Origin of the sequence: Anaeromyxobacter sp. Red801, from assembly GCF_049201065.2 — a bacterium.
GTDB lineage: Bacteria > Myxococcota > Myxococcia > Myxococcales > Anaeromyxobacteraceae > Anaeromyxobacter.
Genome location: NZ_CM181236.1, coordinates 1,902,725 through 1,922,486 on the forward strand (window position 1 = coordinate 1,902,725; position 19,762 = coordinate 1,922,486).

The following is a 19,762-nucleotide window of genomic DNA, read 5'->3' on the forward strand; positions in this document are numbered from 1 at the left end:
CTAGCGCAGGCGCTGGATGCGCTCCTGCGGCGAGACGATGTCGGTGATGCGCACGCCGAACTTGTCGTTCACCACCACCGCCTCGCCGCGCGCCACGAGCCGTCCGTTGACCAGGATGTCGAGCGGCTCGCCGGCGACCTTGTCCAGCTCGATCACCGAGCCGGGCGCGAGCTGGAGCAGGTCCTGGATGGTCATGCGGGTGCGGCCGAGCTCGACGTCGATCTCGAGGGGCACGTCGAGCAGCAGGTCGAGGCGCCGGGTCGAGTCGCCGTTGCGAGGGGTCTGGGCTTCCATCGGGATCCTCAGCGGAGGAGGGTGGCGGGGGTCAGCGCGGGCGGGCGGAGCGGCTGGTCCAGCACCACCGCCAGGCTGCCGCCCGAGACGGTGGGCGTCCCGAGGAGCTTCTCGCGCCCCTGCACCACCACCGGCACGGGCCTGCCCTCGTCGGTGTCGAGCAGCAGCACCTCGCCCTCGGCGAGCTCGAGCAGGCGCGCGAACGGGATGCGGGCGCGGCCGTAGAGGCCGCGGAGCTCCACCGGCACCTGCTCCACCTCGCGCGCCAGCGCGTCGGCGAACCGCTCGTCGGCGCGCTGCGAGAGGCGGCGCGGCGAGGAGAGCTTCTGCTTGGCGGACTCCACCGCGGCGTAGGGGATGACGAGGTGCAGCCGCCCCTCGAGGCCGCCCTTCAGCTCGAACCCGGAGACGATGCCGACGTCGGTGGGCGGGGCGATGCTGGCCATGCGCGGATCGGGCTCGAGGCGGAGCACCTCCGGCTCGAAGGGCAGCACCGGCGCCCAGGCCTGCGCCATCGCGTCGGCGAGCAGGCGCAGGAGGCGGCGCAGCACGAGCTGCTCCACCGAGGTGAGCTCGCGGCGCGTGTCGCCGCCCTCCTCCGGCTGGCGGACGCGCCGGTCGCCGAGCGCCGCCGCGAGCAGCGCCTCGGCCAGCCCGGCCTCCAGCACCGCCAGCGCGAAGCCGTACGACGCGCCCAGGCCCAGGATGCACACCGAGGCGGGCGGCGCGAGCAGCGGCGCGAGGTCGGCGAACTTCAGCAGCGTGGCCGGCGCGGAGGCGATCCGGAGCGCCAGCCGCGTCCGGCCGGCCAGCCCGATCCCCAGCATCGACGCCACCTGCTCGTTGATGGCGTCGAGCGTGGGCATCTGGCCGCGGATGATCCGGTCCTGGCTGGTGAGGTCGTACGGCGCGACCTGGGCCCGGCTGGAGGGCGCGCCCTCGGCGGCGAGGCGGCCGTCCTGGATGGCGCTCATGAGCGCCTTGATCTCGTCGGAGGTGAGGATGGCGGGCACGGGCGGGCTCACTGGATGACGAGGTCGGTGACGTAGAGCGCGCGGACGTCGACGCCGGCGGCCAGCGCCCCGAGCCGCTCCGAGAGCGCCGCCTTGGTGCGGGCGATGGCGTCGCTGCCCCGCAGCTCCTCCACCGTCCGGTCGGAGAGGTAGGCGATGAACGCGTCGCGGACCCGCGGGACGAGCGGCGTGAGGCGGGTCCGGTCCTCCTCGGTGGCGACCTCGACGTCGAAGGTGACGCGCGCGTAGCGGTCGGCGTCGGTGTCGCGCAGGTGGACGATGAAGTCGGCGAGCTTGATGGTGGGCCCGGGCGGCGCGGCCGCGCGCTCGTCGCCGTGCGCCGGGCCCGCCGCCGGGGCGGGCGGGGCGCCCGCCGCGCCGCCGCGCAGCAGGAACGCCGCCAGCAGCCCGGCGACCGCGAGGAGGTTGAGCGCGAGGAGCGCCGGAACCAGCTTCGAGCCGCCGGGCGCCGGCGCGGGGGGCGGGGTGGGGCCTTCGTTCGCGTCTGCCATGTCGTCTCCCGCGCGACCCCGGGAGCAAGCCGCGCGCCACGCAGGAGGGGCCTGATGCCGCGGGGTTGGGAGGACGTCAGGCGGCTGGCGCCGTCACCGCGGTGACGGCGCCGGGGAGGTGCTAGTCGTACAGACCGCGGACGCGCTCGCGCAGGCCGCGCGTCAGCGTGCGCAGCACGTCGTCGGAGATGCCGATGACGGAGCGCCCGATCATCACCAGCGCGTCCACGTCCTCGGCGTCCACGGCGCCGGCGAAGATCCCGGACCTCTTGGCGAGCGCGTTCGCGAAGCACACCGCGTTCGCGAGCGAGGCGCGATCGCCCTTGTCGTACTCCGTCGCCTCCCGGACGCACGCGACGATGGGCGCGGGGAGCTGCCACCGCTCCGCCAGCGCCACCCCGACCCGCCGGTGCACCCGGCCCACCACCATCAGCCACTCGCCGGAGTCGATCCAGCCGCGCTGGTACACCTCGGTGAGCTGCCGCTCGACCTCGAGCAGCACGCTCGCCACCACCGGCTTGCCCACGTCGTGCAGCAGACCGGCCAGGTAGGCCGACTCGGAGTCGCCGGTCCCTGTGAGCGCGAGCACGTCGCGGGCGAGGATGCCCACCGCCACCGAGTGCTCCCAGAGCGCCTTCAGGGCGGCGTTGATCTGCGCGTCGCGCGAGACGAACAGCTTCTGCGCCGACGCCTCCACCAGCAGCGCCTTCAGCGCGCGGGTGCCGAGCCGCGCCAGCGCCTCCTGCAGCGTGATCTTGCGCGTGCCGGCGGCGAAGGCGGCGCTGGTGGCCATGCGCAGCGCGCGGGCCGCCAGCACCGGGTCCTTCTCCAGGATCTGCGCCGCCTCCTTCATGCCGGCGTCCGGGTCGCGCAGCACGTCCAGCACGCGCGCGGCCACCGCGGGCAGGGTGGGCAGGACGAGCTGGTCGGCCTCGATCCGCCGGACGAGGATCGCCTCCAGCTCGGCGGAGAGCTTGTCGACGCTCATGCGCGTCGCGCTAGGCGGCGCCGCCCGCGCGCGCCTCCTGGACGGTGGCGAACAGCCGGAGGTCCTTCGTCTCGGTGTAGCCGCCGAGCGCCTTGCGGACCTCGGGCGCGCCGACCAGCGCGAGCGACATGCCGAAGTCCCGCGCCTTCTCCGCCACCGCGTTCACCAGCTTCGGCAGCCGGTCGCCCTCGAGCGGCGGCGTCCCCACGTCGAGCACCACCTCGTCGTAGCAGGCCGCCGCGACCTTCTCGAGCGCGTCGGCGAACACCGCGTGGACCCGGTTGTAGAAGCGGTCCACCTTGTCGGCCCGGCCCGCGAACGGCGCCAGGCGCAGCACGTTGTCCTCGATCTGCAGGAAGTCCTGGTTGTCGAAGTACTGGAGCAGGAAGTCGTCGATGGTCTCGGGGCGGAACGGCTTGAAGAGCACGTCGTCGAAGCCCTGCTCCCGGACCTCCTTGGTGACGTCGTTGGCGGTGCGCAGCGCGAGCGCCACCAGCGCGGCGTGCGGCTGCAGCACGCGGATCTGCTGCGCCAGCACGGCGCTGTTCACGTCGGGGATCTCGGTGTCCACCAGCACCACGCGGTAGACGCGCTCGCGGCAGGCGGCCAGCGCCGAGGCGGCGCTGGTGTAGCCGTTCAGGCTCACGTGCTGCGGCACCATCGAGCGCAGCTTCTTCTGGACGTTCTCCATGTCGTCCACCACCAGCACGTCCACGAACCGGCCGCCGGCCGGCGCCGGGGCCGCCGCGGCCGCCTCGGCCGGCGCGACCTCCACCGCCGGCTCCGCGCCGAGGCCGCCCACCCCGCCGCCCTCGCCCTGGAGGACCGAAAGCACCTTGGAGCGCAGCTCCTCGGGCTTGAAGGGCTTCAGGATGTAGTCGGAGATGCCGAGCTTCATGGCACCGGCCACGATGCTCCGCTTGGACTCCGAGGTGAGCATGATGACCGGCGTCTGGTTGCCGCCGTCGCGCATGCTCTGCAGCATGGCGGGGCCGTCCATGTTCGGCATCGTCACGTCGAGCAGCACCAGGTCCACCTGGGCCTGCGCGAGCTGCTCCAGCCCCTGGATGCCGTCCTCGGCCTCCAGCACGTCGAACCCCAGCTCCTTCACCTGCTTGCCGACGATGGTGCGCACCGCGCGGCTGTCGTCCACGGTCAGGATGGCGGGCATCTCTTGCCTCCGGCCCCGGCGCCCGGCCCGTCACGGGCCTCGCGCCGGCGCGAAATCGTCAATGGGTCAGGCCAGCCCCTCGAACACCCACAGCACCAGGCCGAGGTGCTCCGCGCGCAGCACCACGCTGTTCGCGCTCTCCGGGGGCGGCGGCACCGGCGGCTGGCCGGCGGGGACCACCCGCGGCAGCCCCAGCGCCTGCTCGAGGCGCAGGTGCGCCTTGAGCAGCCCGGCGGTCATGTTGACCAGCTCGCAGAGCGAGTCGGACAGCATCTCGTCCGAGACCTCGTCCGCGCCGATCTGGAACAGCGCCGCGGTCAGCGCCGTGCAGCCCTCGCGATCCGAGGACAGGCCCACCGTGAGCGGGCGAGCGCCGTCGATGGCGAGCACGGCGCCGCGCCACACCAGATCGCGCCACGGCGTCCGGGCGGCATCGGGGACGAAGGTGAGTCCCAGCATCGTCTGGGTCACTCCCGACACCACGGAGGCCATCTGTTCTGGGGGCGGCAAGGTCGTCATGAGCGGGCACCGGGGCTGTGCCGGGAGCGTCCCGGCGCCGCGATCGGGCGCGGACCCCGCGGTGGCACTCTGCAAGCGCCTTGCCTCGACGCGGCGGCCGCCGCCGGGACGCGGGGCTCGCCTCGCGCGCAGCGCGCCGGGCGGCCCGGCGCCGGGCCTCGCGCAGCTTCGCGCTGCGCCCCAGCGGCTTCGTGGATCGACGCGGCGGGCGGCCGATCCTGACGCCAGGCGCATGACGCGCGCCGGCGGCGTGTCGCGGCGGACACGGGTCCGCCCGGGCCCCGGGGACGCCGCGGCGGCGACCCGTGGCGGGAGACGCCGGACTGCGCACGCGCGACGCGCCGCGGCCGCCCGGGCGCGGGTCCCGGGATCCGGGCACGCGCGCTGCAACGGCGTGCGGCTCGACCGGCACGGCCAGGACGCGGCGCCGGGAGCGATCGGAGGACGGCATGTCCGGAGGACCAGGGGACGACGCGCGCGAGGCGGTGGCGGCCGCGGTGGTGGCGGCGGATGCGGCCGACCCGGCGTCGCTCCGCGAGGTCTCGCGCGCGCTGGCCGCGGCCACCGCCGCGGGTGCGCTCGACGGCGCGCTCGCGGCGGAGGCGGGCGCGCTGGGCCGCGCGCTGGACGGGAGCGACGGCGACGACGTCGGCGGGGCCGCGGCGGCGCTGGCCCGCCTCTCGGCGCTGCTCGGCGGCGGCGAGCTGGAGCGGCCCGTCGAGGCGGAGGCGCTGCCGCCGGCGGCGCGGGCCAGCCGCGACGCGGACACGCTCGAGCTCATCGGCGACTTCCTGGAGGAGGGGCTCGACGGCCTGGCCCGCGCGGACGAGACGCTGCTCGCGGTGGAGCGAGACGGGCCGCACCCGGATCGCACCAACGCGCTGTTTCGCGTCTTCCACACCATCAAGGGCGTGGCCGGGTTCCTGGAGCTCGGCGAGATCGTCTCGCTCGCGCACACGGCCGAGACGCTGCTCGACCACGTGCGCAGCGGCCGCGCGGCGCTGGCCGGCGAGACCTTCGACGTGACGTTCGAGGCGACCGCCGCGCTCCGGAGCCTGCTGGAGCGCCTGCGCGAGGCGGTGGACGCGCGCGCTGACCTCCTGCCGGACGCGCGCGTGCCCGGGCTGGTGGCGCGGATCGCGGCGGTGAGCGCGGCCGCCGAGGCGGCGTCGGAGGCGGCGGGCGAGGGGACGACGCCGGCCATCGCGGCGGCCGCGGACCTGGCCGCGGGCCCCGTCGCCGTCGCGGCTCCGGCCGCGGCGAACCCGCCGCCTCGGCCCGCGCCCGCGCCGCCGACGCCCGCGCCTGCGCCTGCGCCTGCCGCGGAGCCGGAGGCGTCGGCCGCGCCCACGCCGCCGCCGCACGGCGGTGGTCAGCTCCGCGAGACGGTGAAGGTGGATCTCGAGCGGGTGGACTCGATGGTGGAGATGATCGGCGAGCTCATCATCGTCGAGTCGATGGTGGTGCACGCGCCGGAGCTGGCGGCGGTCGCCTCCCTGCGCCTGCGCAACTCGCTCAACCAGATGACCAAGATCAGCCGCGACCTGCAGAACGTGGCCATGCGGATGCGCATGGTCCCGGTGCGCGGCGCGTTCCAGAAGATGGCGCGCCTGGTCCGGGATCTCTCGCGCAGGACCGGCAAGGACGTGATCCTCGAGACCTCCGGCGAGGACACCGAGATGGACCGCAGCATGGTCGAGCGCATCGAGGATCCGCTCGTGCACCTGGTGCGGAACGCGCTCGACCACGGTATCGAGCCGGAGGCGGAGCGCCTCGCCGCGGGCAAGGCCGCGCGGTCCGTCCTGCGCCTGGCCGCCTACCACGAGGGCGGGTCGATCGTGGTGGAGCTGACCGACGACGGCCGGGGGCTGCAGCGCGACCGGATCCTGCGCAAGGCGCGCGAGCGCGGGCTGGTGGGCGACGGGCAGGAGCTGTCCGACGCAGAGGTCCACGGGCTGGTGTTCCTGCCCGGCTTCTCCACCGCGGCGAAGGTCACCGAGATCTCCGGGCGCGGCGTGGGCATGGACGTGGTGAAGCGCAACGTCGAGGGGATGCGCGGCCGCGTCACCGTGGCCTCGCGCGCGGGCGGCGGGACCACGTTCCGGCTGGTGCTCCCGCTCACGCTCGCCATCATCGACGGCATGCTCGTCTCCTGCGGAGGCGAGACCTACATCCTGCCCAGCCTCTCGATCGTCGAGTCGCTGCGGCCGGCCGATGACACGATCCGACGCGCCGCGGGACGCGGCGAGGTGATCGACGTCCGCGGCGAGATCCTGCCGCTCCTGCGCCTGCACCGCCTGCTCGGCGCGCGCGAGCGTGCGGCGGGCACCGACGATCTGCGCGTGGTGGTGGTCGAGGGGCTGGGTCGCAAGGTGGGGCTGGTGGTGGACGAGGTGGTCACCCAGCAGCAAGTGGTGATCAAGCCCCTGGGGAGCGGCCTCGGCGACACGGACTTTCTCTCCGGCGCGGCGATCCTCTCCGACGGCCGGGTGGGGCTGATCCTGAACGTGGACCGGCTGGCAGGGCTCGCGTCGCGCGACGCGGCGGCCGACCGCGGCGCCCGGCTGGCGGCGGGGGCCTAGGGTGGACGCGGAGACGTACCAGGGCTTCCAGCGCATCGCCCATGAGCGGGCCGGGATCTTCCTGCGCCCGGGCAAGGCGGCCCTGGTGGAGGCGCGGCTCGCGCGGCGCCTCCGGGAGCTGGCCCTCTCCACCGAGCGCGAGTACCTGGAGCACCTGCAGGCGGAGGGCGGCGACGAGCTGGTGCGGTTCCTGGACGCCATCTCCACCAACTTCACCCACTTCTTCCGCGAGGCCGATCACTTCGAGGCGCTGGTCCAGTCGGTGCGGGTCGCACGCCGGGTGGGACAGCGGCGCTTCCGGGTGTGGTGCGCCGGCTGCTCCTCGGGCGAGGAGCCCTACACCGCCGCGATGGTGCTCGAGCCCGAGCTCGACGGCTGCGACTGGCGGATCCTCGCGACCGATCTCTCCACCCGCGTGCTGGCGCGCGCGGCGGAGGCCACCTACGCGGACGAGGAGGTGGCCGCCATCCCGGCGGCGCTGCGGGCGCGGTTCCTCGCGGCGCGACCCGGGCCCGGCGGATCGACGCTGCACGAGGTGGTCCCGCGGCTGCGGGAGCGGGTGGTGCTCCGCCGCCTCAACCTGGCCGAGCACCCGTACCCGATGCGCGGGCCGCTCGACGCGATCTTCTGCCGGAACGTGATGATCTACTTCGACCGGCCCATGCGCGCGCGGCTGGTCGAGGAGCTCGAGCGCCTGCTGCGCCCGGGAGCCCCGCTGTTCGTGGGCCACTCGGAGACGCTGGCGGGGATCCCCACGCGGCTGCGCAGCGAGCGCCCCTCGGTGTACCGGATGCCGGAGGCCACGTGAGCCTCGTCACCGTGGGCATCGGCGACCTGGTGGTTACGGGTGAGCCGGGCGGCGTGATCGTGACGCACGGGCTGGGCTCGTGCATCGCGCTCGTCGCCTGGGATCCCGGCCGCCACGTCGGCGGCATGCTGCACTTCCAGCTCCCCACCTCCGCGCTCTCCCCGGAGCGGGCGCGCGGCGCGCCGGGCACGTTCGCCGACACCGGCATCCCGCTGCTCTTCGAGCGGCTGTACGCCCGCGGCTGTCGCAAGGAGGACCTGGTGGTCAAGGCGGCGGGGGGCGGGAGCTTCAACGACCTGTACGGCGGCTTCGACATCGGCCGGCGCAACCACGCCGCCATGCGGCGCATCCTGCGCCGCGCGCGGGTGGCGGTGGCGGCGGAGGACGTGGGCGGCGCGCGCTCGCGGACGGTGCGCCTGTTCCTGGACTCGGGCCGGGTGACGGTGCAGTCGGGCGAGGAGATCGCGCCGCTGTGACCGCGTGACCCCGCTCAGGGGAGCGCGCCGTCCGTGAGCCGCAGGAGCTCCGGGGCGATGCGGTCGAGCGGGAGCGTGCGCTCCACCGCCCCGGCCTCCACCGCGACCTTCGGCATCCCGTACACCACGCAGGATCCCTCGTCCTGCGCGACCGTGCGCGCGCCCGCCTCGCGCATCGAGAGCAGGCCCTGGGCGCCGTCGCCGCCCATGCCGGTCAGGATCACCCCCACCGCGTTGCGCCCGGCGGTGCGGGCCACCGAGCGGAACATCACGTCCACCGAGGGCCGGTGCCGGTTCACCCGGGGCCCATCCTTGACCTCGACCACGTAGCGGGCGCCAGACCGCCGGAGGAGCATGTGCCGGTTGCCCGGCGCGACCAGCACCGTCCCCGGCACCACCGACTCGCCGCCCTGCGCCTCGCGGGCGTCGAGGCCGGACTGGTCGCGCAGGCGCTTCGCGAAGAAGCGGGTGAACAGCTCGGGCATGTGCTGGGTGATCACGATGCCGGGCGCGCTGGGCGGGAGCGCCACCAGGATCCGCTCGATGGCGACCGTGCCGCCGGTGGAGGCGCCGATGGCGACCACCTGGTGCGTGGTCCGGGACAGGGCGCACGACGTCGCGGCGCGCGCCGGCGGCGGCAGCGGCGCGGGCGCGCGCACGCCGGCGGCGGCCGCCTCCTTCACCTTCTCCACCAGGTCGGCGGTCATCTCGCCCACCGAGTACGCCGCCCCGGGCTTGCACATCACGTCGCAGGCGCCGGCGGCGAGCGCCTCCAGCGCGAGCGCGCCGCCGGCGGGCGTGAGCGAAGACACCACGATCACCGGCGTGGGCCGGTAGCGCATGATCTTGTGGAGGAACGTGAGGCCGTCCATGCGCGGCATCTCCACGTCCAGCGTGATCACGTCGGGCGAGCGCTCCAGGATGAGGTCGCGCGCCGCGAACGGATCCGGCGCCGTCCCCACCACCTCGATCTCCGGGTCGGCCGAGAGCTCCTGCTGGAAGACGTTCCGCACCACGGCGGAGTCGTCCACCACCAGCACCCGGATGCGCCGGGGGCCGCTCGCTGGCGCGCCGGCGTCCACTAGAAGTCCCGGATCTCGGCGTCGTCGTCCATGGGGAACGCCTGCTCCGCGAGCGCGCGGGAGCTCGCGAGCGCGCCCGCGCCGTTCGTGCCGGGGCGCGGGCGGGCGCCGGGCGGCGCCGCAGGGGGCGAGCGGACCGGCGCGGCGGCGGGACGGCGCGGCGCCGCCTGCCGCTGCGAGCGGTCGAGCTGGAACGCGCCCACCATCGCCGCGAGCTCCTCCGACTGCCCGGACAGCTCCGAGGCGGCGGACGACGACTCCTCCGCCGAGGCGGCGTTCTGCTGGGTGACCTTGTCCATCTCGGCGATGGCCTTGTTCACCTGCTCGATGCCGGTGGACTGCTCCCGGGCCGCGGCCGCGATCTCCGAGACGATGTCGGTGACCTTGCCGATGCCCTGCACGATCTCGCCGAGCTTGGCGGCCACGTGCCGCGCGGTGACCTCGCCCTCGCCGGCCTGCTTCACCGAGTCGCGGATGAGGGCCTCGGTCTTGTTGGCCGCCTCCTTGGAGCGGAGCGCGAGCGAGCGCACCTCCTCGGCGACCACCGCGAAGCCGCGGCCGGCCTCGCCGGCGCGCGCCGCCTCCACCGCCGCGTTGAGCGCGAGCAGGTTGGTCTGGAACGCGATCTCGTTGATGTCCTTGATGATCTGCGCGGTGCCCTCGGCCGACGCCTTGATGCGCGCCATGGCGCCCTGCATCTGCTCGACCGCGGTCGCGCCCTCGGTCGCGGCGCCGCGCGCGGTCACGGCGAGCTGGTTCGCCTGCTGCGCGTTGTCCGAGGATTGCTTGGTCATGCCCGAGACCTCCTCGATCGAGCTGGAGGTCTGCTCCAGCGAGGAGGCCTGCTGCGAGGCGCCGGACGCCACCGCCTGCGACGAGGCGGCGATCTGCGCCGCGGCGCTGGACACCTGCTCCACCGCCTCGTTCACCTGGGCGAGCGCGTCGTGGAGCGCCGTCGCCGTGCCGTTCACCGAGTCGGCGATGCGGGCGTGGCCGCCCTGGTAGGTGCCCTGGACGCGCGCCCGCAGGTCGCGGTGCGCCAGCCTCTCCAGCACGCCGGCGGCCTCCTCCACCGGCGCGAGGACGGCGTCCAGCGTCCGGTTCACCCCCTCCACGATGCGCCGGAAGTCGCCCTGGTGGCGCGCGGCGTCGGCGCGCGCGTCGAGGCTGCCGGCGACCGCGGCGTCGGCCAGCCGGTTCGCGTCGGCCACGAGCGCGTTCACCGCGGCGATGCAGCCGTTCAGGTGATCCTTCAGCCGGACGAAGTCGCCGGACCAGGCCTCGGCCACCGGCGGCGGGATCGCGCCGCGCGAGATCTCGTCCACCACGTTCGACGCCACCTTGAGCGGGCCGACGATCGCGTCGAGCGTGCCGTTGACGCCCTCGACCAGCGTGCGCCAGTCGCCCTGGAAGCGGGCGGCGTCGGCGCGGGTCGACAGCCGCCCCTCCGCGGCCGCGGCGGTGAGCGCCTGGACCTCGGCGGCGACCGCGCGCAGGTTGTCGCGGATCCGGTCGCAGGTCTCGTTCGCGACCGCCTGCTTGCCCTTGCGCGGCGCCAGCTTCGGCTCGAAGTCGCCCTCGCCGTACGCGCCGAACGTGGTGAGCATCTCGAGGATCGCGGAGACGTGGGTGCGGAGCCCGGCGTTCATGCTCGCCGCGACGCGGCGGTAGGCGCCCTGGAACCGCTCCTCCTCGACGAATGCCTCGATGTCCCCCTCGTCCTGGGCCCGGCCGGTGGCCTCCATGGCGCCGAGGACGCCGGACAGGCTCGCGATGCAGCCGTTGAGCGCCTCCTTGATGCGGTCGAAGTCTCCCTCGTACCGGTCGGTGATGGGCTCGGGGATGTCGCCCAGTGCGATGCGGGTGACGCAGTCCGCGGCCATCCGGATCGGGCGCGCGTAGGCGTCCATGGTGGCGTTGATCCCCTGCACCACCGGGCGGAAGTCGGGGTCGACGCGCGCGAGGTCCCCTCGCACGTCCAGCCGCCCCGCCTCCACCGCCGCCGAGAGGCGGCCGGTCTCGGTCACCATGGCACCGATGGCCCGCGACACGCGCCGGGCGAGGAGCCACGCGATGGCCAGCATCGCGATCGAGCCCGCGATCACCAGGACCGCGACCGTGAGCTGGCTGCGGCCTGCCGCCACGGCGGACTCCGCCTCGAGCGCCTGCGCGTCCTTCGCCGACGCCTCGATCATCCCGTCGAGCAGCGGCGCGAACTCGACCTGCTTGGCGCGGAGCCGCTGGTACAGGGTCCAGCAGCGCTCGTCGGCCTCGGGGGTGAGCTGCGTCTCGCGCCGGCGGACCGCGTCCACGTAGGCCGCGACCAGGCCGTTCCAGGCATCCAGGGACCCGCTCACGCGCCCCCACACGTCGCGCTCCGCGGCCGCGTGCGTGAGCCCGTCGAGCACCTTCCGGGCCTGGGCGAGGTCCCGCAGCGAGCCCTCCGCCAGCGTGAACACGGCCTCGCGGGTCTCGGCGTCGCCGGAGATCCGCGGGCTCATCATCCCGTTCGCGGCGCGCATCACGCCGTTGACCGCCGCGCGAACCCGCGCCAGCGCCAGCGCTGCGGGCAGCTCCTGGTTGGTGACGGCCGTGAGCGAGCCGGACAGGCGCCGCACCGTGAAGAAGGAGGTGGCGCCGATGGCGACCGCCAGGATGTTCGCGGCGAGGAACCCCGCGAAGATGAGCTTCCCGTTGTTGGTGTTGCGGGTCTTCATGGCACGTCTCCCGTCGTCTCGGGGCCAGGGGTGACGCCGGCGGGCGCGCCGGCGCCGGACGCGCGGCCCAGCTCGCGGGCGTCGTCCGAGGAGAGGATCCGGGCGATGTCGAGCAGGAACACGATGCGCCGGTCGTGCTTGCCGACGCCGAGGATGAAGTCCTCCTCCGGCGCGGCCTGCCCGAGCGCGGGCGTCGGCTCGATCATCGCCGGGCCGATGGAGAGGACCTCGAGCACCTGATCCACCAGCAGGCCCATGGTGAGCGGCCTCCCGTCGACCGCGCAGTGCACCACGATGATGACGGTCTGATCGGAGGGCTCGCACCGCTCCATGCCGAACTTGAGGCGCAGGTCGATGACCGGGATGACCTTGCCGCGCAGGTTGATGACCCCGCGGATGAAGTCGCGCGTGCGCGGCACGCGGGTCATCTCCAGCAGCCCGATGATCTCGCGCACGGTGAGGATCTCGATCCCGTACTCCTCGCGCGCGAGCTGGAACGTCATGTACTTCCCGGCGAGGCGGCGGCCCAGCTCGGTGGCCGTGCCCGCCGCTCCGTCGGCCTTCGCCAGCTCCGTCGTCACGTGCGATCCTCCCGTCTCGTCTCGCGGCGTCGCGGCCGCGCCGCGGTCCTGGCGCCGCGAGCTCCGCGCCGCGATGGAGCACCCGGCGTGCCAGCCGGGCGCGAGCCGCCGGCGCGCGCCACGGGACCGGCGCGCCCGCCCGGAGCCGCGCCGGGACGCGCGCGCCGGGGCCGCGGCGGCGTCAGGAACGCGACGCGCGCGGCGCCTGCGGGCGCGTGCGGCGCGGGTGGCGACGCACCTGAGTCCCGCGGCTCGCCCCGGGCGGCGCGCGCCCGCGGCTGGGGCCGCCTCCACTCCGGGGTGCGTTTCACTGCGCGCGCGGGGTGCCCGCCGGATCCTCGCGCTGGGGGCCACTCTCGCGCCGGCGCCGTGGCCGGGGCGGGCGGGTCGCCGCGCACCGCGCCCATGAACCCCGGGTGAAGTCGGCGCCGCCATGCGCCGGCGACGCTGGCGCGTGCGACGCGGCGCGATTCCGGCGCGCGCGCGGGCGGTGGCACGGGCGGTGCTGAGCGGGGCGCTCGGCCCCCCCGGCCGGTGCCGGGGCGGCGCGACGCGGCGGTCTCGGCGCGTGGAGGATGAGCGAGCGCATGGAAGCCGTTCCGTCCGGACCGGCGCCGGAGGCCCCGGCGGCACTGCTCGAGGCGACCCGCGCGCAGCTGCGCGGCGTGGCCGAGCGCCTCTCTGCGCTCCTCGACGGTTCGGAGGACGTGTTCCTCGAGGCGGGCCACCGCCTCGGCGCGCTGGAGGGGCGGGCCCGCGGTATGGTGGACGCGGCGCGCCGGGCCGCGGGGTCGGGCGGGGCCGGGAGCGACGCCGACCCCGCGGCTGAGCTGGCCCCGGCGCTCGAGCGGCTCGCCTCGTACCTGGGCGAGAGCCGGGCCGGCGCCACGCGCCAGCGGGAGGCGCTGCAGGGGGTGGGGGCGCGCGCGGACGTGCTCGCCGCGGCCGGCGGCGCCCTCGCGGACGTGCCGCGCACGCTGCGGGCGCTCGGGGTGAACACGCGGATCGAGAACTGCCGGGCGGCGGTCCCGAACGCGGGGGTGGAGACGGTCGCTTCCGACGTGCGCCGCCTGGCCGACGAGGTCGAGGCGCGCTTCGCGGCCATGGTCGCCCGCGCGGGCGAGCTCGCCCAGGCGGTCGGGGCGGCCCGCGCCGCCGCCGAGGCGTTCGCGGGGCGCGAGCGGGCCTGGTCCGACCGGATGCTGGGCGACACGCACCAGGCGCTCACGGCGCTGCGGGCGCTCGCCGCCGCGCAGGCTCGCGTGGTGGCCGGGGCGGCGGACGCGTCGGTCGGGATCGCTGGGAGCGCGGCCAGCGTGGTGGTCGGCCTCCAGGGGCACGACGCCACCCGACAGATCCTCGAGCACGTGGCCGAGGTCCTGCGCGAATTCGACTCGGACGCCGGCGAGACGGCGGGCAGGTCCCCCGAGCCGGCGGCGTGGCTCGCCGAGGCGGCGGGGGTGTGCCGGCTGACCGGTGCGCAGGTGGGCGGGGCGCGGGCGCGGCTGCTGGAGGCGCTGGAGGGCATCCGCGAGAGCCTGCGCGCCATGGCATCGCGCGCCGACGCGCTCGGGCGCGAGCTCGGTCAGGTGGCGGGCGACGGGGCGGAGGGCGCTCCCATCGCGCGCGTGGAGCGCGGGGTGGGCGCGGCGACCCGCACGCTCGGCGAGCACCTGGCGCAGACGCGCGCCGGGGCCGACTCGGCGCGGCGGGTCGCCGAGGCGGTGGGCGGGATCGCCGAGCAGGTCCGCGCGACCCGGGCCATCGGGCACGCGGTGAAGATCATCGCTCTGAACGCGCTGGTGGAGACGGAGCGGGCGGGCGTCGGCGGGCGCGTGCTGGCCGTGCTCGCGCGCGAGATCCAGGTGGTCGCGGCAGAGGTGGTGCGGCGCACCGACGAGGTGTCCGCGTCACTCGACGCGATCACCTCGGCCGCGGCGGCGCTCGAGGTGGACCGCGCGGCCGCGGCCGCGTCCGAGGGCGAGGCGCTGACGGAGGCGATGGGCGCGCTCGTCGCGCGGCTGGGCGCGCAGCACCTCGCGCTCGCCGAGGGCACCCGGCGCCTGCGCGAGGACAGCGCGGCGCTGCGGCGAGAGGTGGACGAGATCGCGGCGCGGCTGGAGCGGCAGCTCGAGATCTCGCGCGGGCTGGACGCGCTCGAGCGGGAGCTCGCGAGCGCCGGCGCGCGCGCGGCGGAGGGGGCCGGCGCGGCCGCGCCGGCGGCGCGGGCGGGCGGGCGGGCCGCGCTGGAGCGCTACACCATGTCGTCGGAGCGCGACGTCCACGCGCGCGTGACGGGCGAGGCGGCGACGCCGGCCGCGGCGGGCGTCGCGGCGCCGGCGGCGGCCCACGACCTGGGCGCGAACGTCGAGCTGTTCTGAGGAGCGGGAGGAGCGGGATGCGGATCGAGCTGCCGGAGGACCTGACGATCGCGCGGGCGGAGGCGCTCCGGGCGCTGCTGCTCGAGGCGCTCGAGCGCGGGGAGGATCTCGCGCTGGGCGCCGGGGTGGTCGCGTCGGCCGATGCGGCGGGGCTGCAGGTGCTGTGCGCCGCCGCGCGCAGCGCCGCCGCGCGCGGCGTGCGGTTTGGGCTCGACGCGCGCAGCGAGGCGCTCGCGGCCGCGGTGGCGCGGTCCGGGCTCGGTCGCGCGCTCGAGGGAAGCTGGCTGGACGTGGAGGATCGAGATGGCTAGGTGCGTGCTCGTCGTGGACGACTCCGCGAGCGTCCGGCTCGCCGAGCGGGTCGTGCTCACCGGGGCGGGGTACGAGGTGCTGGAGGCGGTCGACGGGCAGGACGCGCTCGCGAAGCTGGCGGCGCGCCCGGTGCAGCTCGTGCTCACGGACCTCAACATGCCCAACCTCGACGGCGTCGGGCTCATCCGCGCGGTGCGCACCGACCCCGCGCACCGGCTCACGCCGGTGGTGATGGTGACCACCGAGTCGGAGCAGGCGCGCAAGCTGGAGGGGAAGGCCGCCGGCGCCACCGGCTGGATCGTGAAGCCGTTCACCCCCGAGCAGCTCCTCGCCGTGGCCGCGCGCCTGCTGGGCGCCTGAGGAGGACACGATGCGCTCCCTGGAGCAGCTGGCGGCGAGCTACCGCGAGGAGGCGGGCGAGCGGGTGGCGGAGCTGGAGGCCACCCTGCTCGAGCTGGAGCAGGCGCCGGACGACGCCGAGCTCGTGTCGCGCGCCTTCCGCGCGCTGCACACGATCAAGGGCTCGGGCGCGATGTTCGGCTTCGACGAGGTGGCGGCGTTCACCCACGAGCTGGAGACCGTGTTCGAGCACGTCCGCGGCGGACGGCTCGCCGTCACCCGCGAGCTGATCGGGCTCGCGCTCGCCGGCAAGGACCTGGTCCGCGGCATGCTGGACGGCGAAGGCGGCGCGGACGGGCGCGAGCGCGATCGGCTCGTGGCGGCCTACCGGGCCCTCGCGCCGGACGCGCAGGGCGGGGCGCGGGCGCCGGCCGTCGGCGAGCTGGCGGACGCCGGATGCGGCGCGGGCGGGGACGCGGCAGCGGCCCTCGGGCCGCGCACCTGGCGCATCGCCTTCGAGCCCAGCCCGGACCTGTTCGAGAACGGCACCAATCCGCTGGGGCTGCTGGACGAGCTGTCGACGCTCGGCCCATGCGTGGTGGTGGCGCGGACCGACGGGATCCCGCCCCTCGAGGAGCTCGCGCCGGAGCGGTGCCACCTGGCCTGGGAGGTGACCCTCACCACGGACCGCGGCGAGGACGCCATCCGCGACGTGTTCGCCTTCGTCGAGGACCGCTGCACGCTGCGCGTCCAGGCGCTCCCCGACGCGGAGGCCGCGCCTGCCGCCCCTGCCGCCCCCAGCCCGGCCCTGGCGGCCGGGGCCGGGGAGGTCGCGCGCTCCACCGGCGGCCCGGCCCGGTCGCCCGAGGCGGCCTCCAGCGTGCGGGTCGCAGCGGCCAAGCTCGACCACCTGGTGGACCTGGTGGGCGAGCTGGTGACCGCGCAGTCCCGGCTGGCGCGGCTCGCCGCGCAGGCGGAGGACGCGGAGCTGGCCGCGGTGTCCGAGGGGCTGGAGCGGCTCACCGCCGACCTGCGCGACACCGCGCTCGACCTCCGCATGGTGCCCATCGGTACGGCGTTCGGGCGCCTGCGGCGGGTGGCGCGCGACCTCGCGGCCGACCTCGGGAAGGAGATCGAGCTGGTGACGGAGGGCGCCGAGACGGAGCTCGACAAGACCGTCATCGAGCGGCTCGGGGACCCGCTCGTGCACGTGATCCGGAACGCCTGCGATCACGGCATCGAGACTCCCGAGGCCCGGCGCGCCGCCGGCAAGCCGCCGCGCGGGACCATCTCGCTCTCGGCCCGCCAGGCGGGCGGCAGCGTGGTCGTCGAGGTCCGCGACGACGGCGCCGGCATCGACCCGGCGGCGGTGCGCGCCCGGGCCGAGGCCCGGGGCCTGCTGCAGCCCGGCGCGCGCGTCGGCGAGGCGGACCTGCTCAACCTCGTGTTCCAGCCCGGGTTCTCCACCGCGCGGACGATCACCAGCGTCTCCGGGCGCGGCGTCGGCATGGACGTGGTGAAGCGGTCGGTCGAGGCGCTGCGCGGGACCGTGGCCCTGGAGAGCGCGCCGGGGGCCGGCACGGCGCTGCGCATCGAGCTGCCGCTCACGCTCGCGATCATCGAGGGGCTGCTGGTGGAGGTGGGCGGGGGCAGCTACGTGCTGCCGCTCGCGGCGGTGGAGGAGTGCGTCGGGCTCACCGCCGCGGAGGTGGAGGCCGCGCGCGGGGCGCACCTCGCGCCGGTGCGGGGCGAGCTCGTCCCGTACCTGCGCCTCCGGGAGGTGTTCGAGGTGCGCGGCGCGCGGCCGGAGCACGAGCAGATCGCGATCGTGCGGACCGAGGCCGGGCGCTGCGGCCTGGCGGTGGACCAGGTGGCCGGCCAGCTCCAGGCCGTCATCAAGTCGATGGGGCAGATGTTCCGCAGCGTGAAGGGGCTCTCCGGCGCCACCATCCTCGGCGACGGGAGCGTCGCGCCCATCCTGGACGTCGCGGCGCTGTTGAAGGAGCACGCGGCCCGCGCTGCGTGAGGCGAAGTCGACCGCAGGACGCCGGCCCCTCGGCGGGGCCGGCGCAGACGCGCCGCTCGCCCTCGCGCGCGACGCAACGGAGACCGTATGCGCTGGTACGAGAACCTCGGGATCACCGCGAAGCTGCTCGTCGGGTTCACCCTGGTCGCGCTGATGGCGGGGGTGGTGGGCGGGGTGGGGTACAGGCAGCTCAACACCCTGAACGCGGCCGACAGCTTCCTTTACCACAAGTGCACCCTGTCCCTGAAGTACCTCGCGGAGATGGTCGCGAGCTACCGCGGCCAGAAGTCCGAGCTCCAGGACGCGCTGGGCGAGAGCAACCGCTCGGCGCGCGAGGCGCCGCTCGCGAAGCTCGAGGCGTACGAGGCGCGCTTCCAGGACCGCATGAAGCGCTACCCGGAGACGTTCTCCACCGACGCGGACCGCAAGGCGTTCGCGGAGCTGGAGGGGCTGCACCGCGCGTACTCGGCCGCCCGCGACCGGGTGGCGGCGCACATCCGGGCGGGCGAGGACCAGCGCGCGCAGGAGGTGCTGCGCGGGGAGCTGGCGACCGCGTTCGAGGCCGAGCGCGCGGCGCTCCAGGCGATGCTGGACTCGAACGACGAGGTCGCGCGCCAGACCAGCGAGGCGAACGACGCGCTGGCCGAGCGGGCCAACCGGCTGATGCTGGTGATCGCCCTGGCGGCCATGCTGCTCGCGGTGGGCCTCGGGATCCTCGTCGCGCGCACCATCAGCCGGCCCATCGGGGCGATGGTCACCGCGGCGGAGCGGATGGCGATCGGCGATCTGGACGTCCAGCTCCGCGAGGACCGCAAGGACGAGGTGGGCGTCCTCGCCCGCGCGTTCGCGGCGATGAACCACGCGCTCGGCGGCATCACCCGGGCGGCGCAGGAGGTCGCGGGCGGCAACCTGCAGGTCCGGCTCGAGGCGCGCTCGGACAAGGACGAGCTGCTCCGCGCGCTCTCCGAGATGGTCCACCGGCTCACCGAGGTCGTGCAGGGCGTGAAGGTGGCCGCGGACGGCGTGGCAGCCGGCTCGGAGCAGCTCAGCGCCGCGTCCGAGCAGACCAGCCAGGGCGCCACCGAGCAGGCCTCGTCCATCGAGGAGATCTCCGCGTCGATGGAGGAGATGGGCTCGAACATCCGGCAGAACGCGGACAACGCCTCGCAGACCGAGCAGCTCGCGACGAAGGCGGCCGGCGTCGCGGCCGAGGGCGGCGAGGCGGTGGCCCGCACGGTGGAGGCCATGAAGCAGATCGCGGGCAAGGTCTCGATCATCGGCGAGATCGCCCGGCAGACGAACCTGCTCGCGCTGAACGCCGCCATCGAGGCGGCGCGCGCGGGGGAGCACGGCAAGGGCTTCGCGGTGGTCGCCTCCGAGGTGCGCAAGCTCGCCGAACGCAGCCAGAAGGCGGCCGGGGAGATCAGCGAGCTCTCCGCGAGCAGCGTGTCGGTGGCGGAGAAGGCGGGGGAGCTGCTCGGGCGCATCCGGCCCGAGGCGCAGAAGACCTCCGAGCTGGTGCAGGAGATCAGCGCCGCGAGCCGCGAGCAGGACACCGGCGCCGCCCAGATCTCCAAGGCCATCCAGCAGCTCGACCAGGTGATCCAGCAGAACGCGGCCGGCGCCGAGGAGATGAGCTCCACCGCGGAGGAGCTGACCGCCCAGGCGGTGAAGCTGCAGGAGCTGATCGCGTTCTTCCGCCTTGCGGACGGCGCCGGGCGTGGCGCGGTGCGCGCGGTGGCGCCGGCGCGACCGGCCGCCCCGCCGGCCCTGCGCGCCCCGAAGGCCTCGAAGGTTCCGAACGCCCCGGCGCGGCCCGCGCCGGGGGCGACGCCGCCGGTGCCGAAGCCGGTGCCGAAGCCGGCCCGGCCCGCCGCCGCGCCGTCCGAGGCCGGCGTCCGCATCGAGCTCGCCGAGGCCCCGGAGCCGGAGCCGGGCTACCAGGCCTACTGAGCGCCCCG

17 protein-coding genes are annotated in these 19,762 nt (G+C 75.6%); 8 read left to right on the top strand and 9 right to left on the bottom strand.

All coding sequences use genetic code 11. The features are described from left to right. The 6 genes from fliN to ACOQFB_RS08735 form a co-directional block, all read right to left on the bottom strand. The gene (fliN, locus tag ACOQFB_RS08710; protein ID WP_059439449.1) at positions 1-294 is read right to left on the bottom strand and encodes a flagellar motor switch protein FliN; all 294 of its coding nucleotides are present in this window, start codon (positions 292-294) and stop codon (positions 1-3) included. Between the two features lie 8 nt (positions 295-302). Next, positions 303-1,307: a flagellar motor switch protein FliM gene (locus ACOQFB_RS08715; protein WP_237758194.1), complete on the bottom strand. Its 1,005-nt coding sequence runs from the start codon at positions 1,305-1,307 to the stop codon at positions 303-305. Between the two features lie 8 nt (positions 1,308-1,315). Continuing rightward, positions 1,316-1,819 carry a flagellar basal body-associated FliL family protein gene (locus tag ACOQFB_RS08720; RefSeq protein WP_059439451.1) on the bottom strand — a complete coding sequence of 168 codons (504 nt, stop codon included), beginning with the start codon at positions 1,817-1,819 and terminating at the stop codon, positions 1,316-1,318. A 121-nt stretch (positions 1,820-1,940) separates the two neighbouring features. Next, positions 1,941-2,807 (bottom strand): HDOD domain-containing protein, encoded by an 867-nt coding sequence (locus ACOQFB_RS08725; protein ID WP_059439452.1) that lies wholly within the window; start codon positions 2,805-2,807, stop codon positions 1,941-1,943. A gap of 10 nt (positions 2,808-2,817) precedes the next feature. Then, a complete protein-coding gene (locus ACOQFB_RS08730) occupies positions 2,818-3,978 on the bottom strand; it encodes a response regulator (RefSeq protein ID WP_421610869.1) in 1,161 nt (386 codons plus the stop codon). 66 nt (positions 3,979-4,044) lie between these two features. After that, positions 4,045-4,449: a chemotaxis protein CheX gene (locus ACOQFB_RS08735; RefSeq protein ID WP_421610868.1), complete on the bottom strand. Its 405-nt coding sequence runs from the start codon at positions 4,447-4,449 to the stop codon at positions 4,045-4,047. 497 nt (positions 4,450-4,946) lie between these two features. On the opposite strand from ACOQFB_RS08735, the gene ACOQFB_RS08740 reads away from it, so the two are divergent. The 3 genes from ACOQFB_RS08740 to ACOQFB_RS08750 are packed head-to-tail and all read left to right on the top strand — an operon-like array spanning position 4,947 to position 8,363. Further along, the gene (locus ACOQFB_RS08740; protein ID WP_421610867.1) at positions 4,947-7,079 is read left to right on the top strand and encodes a chemotaxis protein CheA; all 2,133 of its coding nucleotides are present in this window, start codon (positions 4,947-4,949) and stop codon (positions 7,077-7,079) included. Between the two features lies 1 nt (position 7,080). Continuing rightward, positions 7,081-7,887: a CheR family methyltransferase gene (locus ACOQFB_RS08745; protein ID WP_059439257.1), complete on the top strand. Its 807-nt coding sequence runs from the start codon at positions 7,081-7,083 to the stop codon at positions 7,885-7,887. Next, positions 7,884-8,363, top strand: a complete 480-nt coding sequence (locus ACOQFB_RS08750; protein ID WP_059439256.1) for a chemotaxis protein CheD — start codon at positions 7,884-7,886, stop codon at positions 8,361-8,363. The genes ACOQFB_RS08745 and ACOQFB_RS08750 overlap by 4 nt, the downstream gene beginning before the upstream one ends. Positions 8,364-8,377: 14 nt before the next feature. Here the strand turns inward: ACOQFB_RS08750 and ACOQFB_RS08755 are convergent, their stop codons facing one another. From ACOQFB_RS08755 to ACOQFB_RS08765, 3 genes are read right to left on the bottom strand one after another with little or no spacing between them, the layout of a single operon-like run. Further along, complete coding sequence (locus ACOQFB_RS08755) at positions 8,378-9,445, bottom strand: protein-glutamate methylesterase/protein-glutamine glutaminase (protein WP_421610866.1); 1,068 nt, start codon at positions 9,443-9,445, stop codon at positions 8,378-8,380. Next, the gene (locus ACOQFB_RS08760; protein WP_421610865.1) at positions 9,445-12,162 is read right to left on the bottom strand and encodes a methyl-accepting chemotaxis protein; all 2,718 of its coding nucleotides are present in this window, start codon (positions 12,160-12,162) and stop codon (positions 9,445-9,447) included. The genes ACOQFB_RS08755 and ACOQFB_RS08760 overlap by 1 nt, the downstream gene beginning before the upstream one ends. Then, positions 12,159-12,743 (bottom strand): chemotaxis protein CheW, encoded by a 585-nt coding sequence (locus ACOQFB_RS08765; protein WP_421610864.1) that lies wholly within the window; start codon positions 12,741-12,743, stop codon positions 12,159-12,161. Before ACOQFB_RS08765 ends, ACOQFB_RS08760 begins: the two co-directional genes overlap by 4 nt. A gap of 587 nt (positions 12,744-13,330) precedes the next feature. Here ACOQFB_RS08765 and ACOQFB_RS08770 point away from each other — a divergent pair. The 5 genes from ACOQFB_RS08770 (at position 13,331) to ACOQFB_RS08790 (ending at position 19,754) form a co-directional block, all read left to right on the top strand. After that, positions 13,331-15,124: a methyl-accepting chemotaxis protein gene (locus ACOQFB_RS08770; RefSeq protein ID WP_421610863.1), complete on the top strand. Its 1,794-nt coding sequence runs from the start codon at positions 13,331-13,333 to the stop codon at positions 15,122-15,124. A gap of 17 nt (positions 15,125-15,141) precedes the next feature. Next, positions 15,142-15,435, top strand: coding sequence for an STAS domain-containing protein (locus tag ACOQFB_RS08775; protein ID WP_421610862.1), 294 nt, complete (start codon positions 15,142-15,144; stop codon positions 15,433-15,435). Continuing rightward, complete coding sequence (locus ACOQFB_RS08780) at positions 15,428-15,796, top strand: response regulator (RefSeq protein WP_012633700.1); 369 nt, start codon at positions 15,428-15,430, stop codon at positions 15,794-15,796. Before ACOQFB_RS08775 ends, ACOQFB_RS08780 begins: the two co-directional genes overlap by 8 nt. A gap of 10 nt (positions 15,797-15,806) precedes the next feature. Beyond that, positions 15,807-17,801 carry a chemotaxis protein CheA gene (locus ACOQFB_RS08785; RefSeq protein ID WP_421610861.1) on the top strand — a complete coding sequence of 665 codons (1,995 nt, stop codon included), beginning with the start codon at positions 15,807-15,809 and terminating at the stop codon, positions 17,799-17,801. An 87-nt stretch (positions 17,802-17,888) separates the two neighbouring features. Continuing rightward, on the top strand, positions 17,889-19,754 hold the full coding sequence (locus ACOQFB_RS08790) for a methyl-accepting chemotaxis protein (RefSeq protein ID WP_421610860.1): 1,866 nt from the start codon (positions 17,889-17,891) through the stop codon (positions 19,752-19,754). The last annotated feature ends 8 nt before the right edge of the window (positions 19,755-19,762 follow it).